Source organism: Paenibacillus taihuensis (genome assembly GCF_003386535.1).
GTDB classification, from domain to species: domain Bacteria; phylum Bacillota; class Bacilli; order Paenibacillales; family Paenibacillaceae; genus Paenibacillus_Z; species Paenibacillus_Z taihuensis.
Genome location: NZ_QTTN01000059.1, coordinates 24,448 through 30,809 on the forward strand (window position 1 = coordinate 24,448; position 6,362 = coordinate 30,809).

The window sequence follows — 6,362 nt, forward strand, 5'->3', positions numbered from 1 at the left end:
CCAATTCAATTAGACCAGTTTTGTCCACCATTTTGAGACAAGGGGTGCAAAGTCGACATGACAAAGTCCAGTACGTACAGCCTCAACAGCGCGAAGATCGCTGAAGCGACGAAGGAATGGCTCACCAAACGCGGCGTGAAGACGTCTCAAATCGCCGAGCTCGTTATTTTCCTGCAAAAAGACTACTTCCCTGACCTCACCATCGAGGAATGCGAGCTGTACGTCGAAGCCGTGCTCACCAAGCGCGAGGTGCAGAACGCGGTACTGACCGGCATCCAGCTGGATATGCTGGCCGAACAGGGCATGCTCCTCTCCCCGCTGCAAGAGATGATCGAGAATGACGAGGGACTTTATGGCTGTGATGAAATTCTGGCCTTATCGATCGTGAATGTGTACGGCAGCATCGGGTTCACCAACTTCGGTTATGTGGACAAGCTGAAGCCGGGCATATTGAAGAAGTTAAATGACAAAGAAGACGCGGATTGCCATACGTTTCTGGATGATATCGTAGGCGCTATCGCCGCAGCGGCAAGCAGCCGCATCGCGCACCGCAAACAAGCGGAACGCGAAGGACGAGTCGGACCGCCGATTGACTAAAAAATGAAAAAGGGTCACGCCTTGAAGCTAGCTGGATGGCTAACTTCGAGCGTGACCCTTTATTCATTTATTTGTAGTCGCCAACGAGCGACTTGTAAACGCCGATTGCCGCCTCTTTGCCTTGGCGGATGCAGTCTGGCAGTCCGACACCGTCGAACGCCGCTCCCGTCACCCATACGCCAGGCATTTGAGCACGCAGCTTCGTGCGAAGCTTCGCCGTCTCCTGCAGATGGCCAACCGGATACTGCGGCATCGAACGATGCAGCCTTGTAATTTCGGCGAACAGCGGCTCTGCCGTAATGCCCATCGTGTTGCGAATATCCCGGCGCACCGCTTCGGTCAGCTGGTTGTCCGACAAATCCACAACCGCCTCATCGCCAGATCGGCCGACGTAGCAGCGCAGCAGCACTTTGTCGCTTGGACTGGAATGCAGCCATTTGGCCGAGGTCCACGTGCAGGCTGTAATCGTCGTTCCTTCCGTGCGAGGCACAACGAAGCCGGAGCCGTCAAAATCGATGCCGAGCGTCGATTTATCGAACGCCATAACGACGTTCGCAACCGATACATAGCGAATCGCATGCAGCGCATCCACATTCATATGCGGCTCAAGAAGATCAGCCGCATCGAACGCCGGAGCGGTAATGACGATGCCGTCCGCCTCGATAATTTCGCCGTCGCCAAGCAGCACTTCATACGGCGGGGAATCATTCCCATGCTCATCCGGATCATTTTGCCGGAATGCCATTGCTTTGCGCCCGAGCTTCCACTCCACGCCTGAATTCTCGAGCGATTGATGCAGCGCCTCCAGCATCGTGTTCAGTCCGCCGCGGAACGTGAGGAACATGCTGTTCTTCACCGCTTCCGGCAGACGAGTCGCGACTGTCGGCGTTGACGCTGCAAGCCGTTTATTGGCCCGCATGCCGCGAATGAGACTGCCATGCTTGCGCTCCGCTTCCCGGAATTGCGGGAACGTCGATGCGAGGCTCAGCTTGTTCAGCTCGCCAGCATAGATGCCTGCGAGTAGCGGCTCAGCCACACGCTCCATGACCTCATGCCCGACACGGCGCGTTAAGAAGTCGCCGATGGATTCGTCGCCTGTCTCCTTGCTTGCCGGCGTGAAGAAATCCATCATCGCCCGCAGCTTGCCGCCCCATGAGAGCAAGCTCGTCTTCGCGAACGGCGCAATCTCGGTCGGTACGCCAAGCACGAGGCCGGGAGGCATCGGATGGAGCTTGCCGTGATGCAAAATATACGTTTTCTTCGCTTTCGGATTCGTTCCGACCAGCTGATTCTCAATCCCTAGATCGTAAGCCAGATCGATTATCGGCGTCTTGCGCGCCAGGAACGAGTCCGGACCGCGCTCGATGGTGAAGCCGTCACGCTTTAACGTGTTGATTTTGCCGCCGATACGCTCCGATGGATCAATAATCGTAACGAGCGCATCGCGGCCGCGCTGCTTCGCTTGTTTCAATAAATAAAAAGCGGAGCTCAGTCCACTGATGCCTCCGCCAATTACGACAAAGCGATCGCGTTGTCCATTACCCCGCATGCAGGTCATCTCCCCAAGGTAGTTTCTCACGCTTGTCTTTTATAGAAAAGCTGTTTTGCTCGCTTCCCGAACGGAATCAGCGAGCGTCTCCATATAACGCGAGTCTGTGCCGAGCATGTCGATCCGCTCCAGCGTCAGACCCAGCTCACGCGCAGCTGCCTGCGCTTCAATGTCAATGTCGTACAACACTTCAAGATGCTCCGAGACGAAGCCGATTGGCGCAGACAGCACGCCTTTATAGCCTGCTTCAGCAACTTCCTTCATCGTGTCGAGAATGTCCGGTCCGAGCCAAGGCTCGCGTGTACGGCCGGCGCTTTGCCATGTAAACTGCCAATCCGGCGTGCCCGCACCATCTGCCACTTCCTTCGAAGTATCCAGCAATTGCTGCTCGTACGGATCGTTCATCTCGCGGATTTTCTCCGGCAAGCTGTGCGCGCTGAACAGGACTTTGATCGGCTGCACGTTCCGCTCCTGCAGCTTGCCGTGCGCAGCCTTCACGCGTTCCACGAGCGCTTCGATCAGCTTCGGATGCAGATGGTAGCTGTCCACTGACGTCATCGCAATGCCGACTTCCTTCGCCTTCTCCTCCGCACGCTTCACGTAGCCGCCGACACTCATAATCGAGTAGTGCGGGGCAAGCACGATCGCGACCGCTTGCGTAATGCCATCGGCTGCCATTGCCGCAACGCCGTCTTCAATATAAGGACGAACATGCTTCAAGCCTTGGTAGCAGCGGAATTGGTTCGGCGCGACTTCATCGAGCTTCGCCTGCAGGCCCGCCACCTGGCGGTTCGTATTCTCGCGAAGCGGGAACACGCCGCCTACGACTGCTTCATAACGCTCCGTCAGCTCTGCAAGCTGCTCGGGCGTCGGCGCATGGCCTCTGCGAATGTGCGTATAGTATTCTTCGATTTGATCCATGCTCTCGGGCGTTCCATAGGACATTACGAGAACACCGATTAAGTTGTTGTTAGCCATGTGCCGTTCCTCCTACTTGCTCAGCGGCGCCGCTGTTGCTGATGTTGCTGCGATAGCTTGAGCCGAGTATTCATGCACGAATTCCGTCAGCTCGCGCAGCTTATCCAAGGACGCCTCCGGGAACAGGCCGTGTCCAAGGTTGAAAATATAGCCTGGCTCCTTGATGCCCTCATCAATAATTGCCTTCGCATGCTCCTTAATAACATCCATAGGTGCAGTCAGCACGTAAGGGTCGAGGTTGCCTTGTACCGCATACTTGCCTTCCAGTCTGCGGCGGCCTTCCGCGATAGGCACGCGCCAATCGAGGCCGATGACATCAGCCTTCAGATTCGTCAGCGTCGGGAGAAGCTCTCCTGAAGCTACGCCCGGGAAGTAGATTTTCGGCTGCGGCAGATCCGACAGCTCGCTGTAAATCCGTTCGATCGTCGGCAGCACATACTTGCGGAAATCATGCGGCGCAAGCGAGCCGACCCAGCTGTCGAACAGCTGGAACGCTTTGCCGCCATTCGCGATATGCGCGCGCAAATACGCGATGACCATGTCGCCGAGCTTGTCCATCAGCTTGAACCAAACGTCCGGCTCGGAGTACATCATCGTCTTGGTGCGGATATAAGACTTGGAAGGACGGCCTTCGATCAAGTAGCTGGCAATCGTGAAAGGCGCGCCAGCGAACGTGATCAATGGTACTTTCAGCTCACGGTCGAGGATGCGGATCGTCTCCAGCACGTGGGACAGATCGCCTTCAACGTCGATTGGTTTCAGCTTCGCAACGTCTTCCGCCGTGCGGATCGGGTTGTGAATAACCGGACCTACATTCGCAACAATATCAAAATCGATACCGATCGAAGCAACCGGATTCATAATATCGGAATATAGGATCGCCGCGTCAACGCCAAGCTTATTAACCGGCATCATTGTTACTTCTGCTGCCAGCTCCGGCTGCTTGCAAATTTCGAGCAGCGAATAGTTCTCTTTTATTTTACGGTAATCGGGATCGTAACGTCCCGCTTGTCGCATATACCAGACGGGTAAGCGATCGACTTGTTCTCCACGGCAAGCACGGATGAATTGGTCGTTGTAGCTCATTGAAGTTCCCCATTTCTATCGTTTTCCCTACGTTTCCATTATGCCCTTTTTGCAAAGGTGTAACAACCGCCGCGCACCGTGCATCATTGACAAACATATGACAATGTTCGTCATGGCTGTTTTGGTCTGGTGTGAAAGTGGTACTATAACAAGTAATGGAATCAGCAGACGGGAGAACTACTAATGGAACAATGGAAGAAAAATCTCGCTGTCCTATGGGTAGGACAGTTTCTTGTCATGGGCGGAATGACGATGATTATCCCGTTCATGTCGCTGTATTTGCAGTCCGAACAGATCGGAATGACGAATAAGCATGAAATCGCCACGTGGGCAGGCATTATTTTTGCCGGCAACTTCGTCACTTCGTTTCTATTTCAGCCGCTGTGGGGGAAGCTGTCCGACCGATACGGCCGCAAAATGATGCTGCTCCGTTCAGGCTTCGGCATGGCGGTCGTCATGACGCTGATGGGCTTCGCCACGTCGCCGTGGCATTTGCTGCTGCTGCGGATGGTGAACGGCACGATCTCCGGGTTTAACCCCGCAGCCGTCTCGCTCGTCTCGGCCAATACGCCGAAGAGTCGCATGGGCTTCGCGATGGGCACGCTGCAGTCGGGCGGTATCGCGGGCACGATTCTCGGCCCATTCATCGGCGGCTTGCTGGCGGATGCCGTTGGATACCAGCCCATCTTCTACATCACGGGCATAAGCTTGTTTGCGGCTTCGGTGCTTGCCTATTTCGTCGTGAAAGAGAGCTTCAACCGCGAAAAGGCTGCCGCAAGGCCGAATGTCTCGGTCATTCAAGGCTTCAAGCAGCTGAGCCGGGTGCCGCAGCTAATGTCGCTGTTCGCGGTCACGTTCCTGCTCCAGTTCGCAAACATCGGACCCATGCCGCTCATGCCGCTCTATGTGCAGCAGCTGCACGGCACCGATGTCAATCTCGCGTTCTGGGCCGGATTCGTGGGCTCCGCAGCCGGGCTTTCGAATATGATCGCCTCGCCGCTGCTCGGGCGGCTCAGTGATCGCATCGGCCAGGAGCGTGTGCTCGGCATCTCGCTCATTGGCGCGGCGGTGCTGTTTATCCCGCAGGCGTTCGTGCATAGCGTATGGCAGCTGCTGCTCTGCAGGCTGCTGCAGGGCTGCTTCATGGGCGGGCTGATCCCGTCCGTGAACGCGCTCGTGCGTCGGTTCACGCCGGACGGCATGGAAGGCCGCTCCTTCAGCCTGAACAGCAGCATGCTCGCGCTCGGCAACATGGTCGGTCCCATCGTCGGCGGCTTCGTCTCCGGCTGGACCGGCATCGGCGGCGTGTTCATCATCTCCGCCGTGCTGTTCGTCGTGAACGCGCTGTGGGTGCGGCGCACGCTCGTAAGCGGAGCGCGCCGGAACACTGGCGCGCTGCGTAGGGGTTCGAGTTAGTTGAAATTAGAGTTGGCAAAAGAGACCGCCCCCTTGATCGGGCGGTCTCTTTTGTTTGTGAGGGAATTGAAGCTAAAGAGTGTACTCCAGGGATCTACATTAGCGGAAAACCAGCAAAATGAGCCAAAGAGTGTACTCTAGGGATCTACATTAGTAGAAAATGAGCCAATTCAGCTAAAGAGTGTACTCCAGGGATCTACATCAGAGGAAAATCGGCGATTTGAGCTAAAGAGTGAACCTCAGGGATCTACATGTCGCTCTATCCTATCTCTTAAGTCTAATCTCACTCAAGTTTGCACTCGAGTAGCTGGTCTGCTAGGCCTCTTCGCCTCAAAACATAATTTCAGCCAATGCAGCTGGTCTGCTGGACTCCTCCTAAACGCTCAAACAAATCGGGTAGGAGGCTACCCATTAGTTGAGTAGCCGACCTCCCACACCACCGTACGTACCGTTCGGTATACGGCGGTTCCTAAGTTTACGTTGTAACTTGTCGGTAGTAATCTGAAAAGAATAAGAATCCGAGTTCTTTGAGGGTATTGTTGTCGAGGGATTTGGAGAGGATCGGGCTATGGGAGGTTCTCCAGTAGCCCTTTCTTGTGTTGGCGTATTCCCATGCTTGTTTGGCGCGGATCCCAAATGCTTTTAGGTTCGTAAACCTTGTCTTCACTCGTTTCCATTGTTTCCAGTACACCATGCGGATTCGCCTTCTCATCCATTCGTCTGCGGTCTGCATCAG

The 6,362-nt window shown here is 55.4% G+C and carries 5 protein-coding genes and 1 pseudogene; 2 read left to right on the forward strand and 4 right to left on the reverse strand.

What is annotated here, in order from left to right:
* Window positions 1-57: 57 nt before the first annotated feature.
* Window positions 58-597: a phosphatidylglycerophosphatase A family protein gene (locus A8990_RS29190; protein ID WP_116192542.1), complete on the forward strand. Its 540-nt coding sequence runs from the start codon at window positions 58-60 to the stop codon at window positions 595-597.
* Between the two features lie 67 nt (window positions 598-664).
* Here the strand turns inward: A8990_RS29190 and hemG are convergent, their stop codons facing one another.
* The 3 genes from hemG to hemE are packed head-to-tail and all read right to left on the reverse strand — an operon-like array spanning window position 665 to window position 4,210.
* On the reverse strand, window positions 665-2,146 hold the full coding sequence (hemG, locus tag A8990_RS29195) for a protoporphyrinogen oxidase (RefSeq protein ID WP_116192543.1): 1,482 nt from the start codon (window positions 2,144-2,146) through the stop codon (window positions 665-667).
* Window positions 2,147-2,185: 39 nt separating this feature from the next.
* Complete coding sequence (hemH, locus tag A8990_RS29200; RefSeq protein WP_116192544.1) at window positions 2,186-3,124, reverse strand: ferrochelatase; 939 nt, start codon at window positions 3,122-3,124, stop codon at window positions 2,186-2,188.
* Window positions 3,125-3,136: 12 nt separating this feature from the next.
* Window positions 3,137-4,210, reverse strand: a complete 1,074-nt coding sequence (gene hemE / locus A8990_RS29205; RefSeq protein WP_116192545.1) for a uroporphyrinogen decarboxylase — start codon at window positions 4,208-4,210, stop codon at window positions 3,137-3,139.
* 183 nt (window positions 4,211-4,393) lie between these two features.
* Between hemE and A8990_RS29210 the strand changes: the two genes are divergently transcribed.
* On the forward strand, window positions 4,394-5,626 hold the full coding sequence (locus tag A8990_RS29210) for an MFS transporter (protein WP_116192546.1): 1,233 nt from the start codon (window positions 4,394-4,396) through the stop codon (window positions 5,624-5,626).
* 475 nt (window positions 5,627-6,101) lie between these two features.
* Here A8990_RS29210 and A8990_RS31895 read toward each other — a convergent pair.
* Window positions 6,102-6,362: pseudogene (locus A8990_RS31895) on the reverse strand (group II intron reverse transcriptase/maturase); the annotation flags it as partial.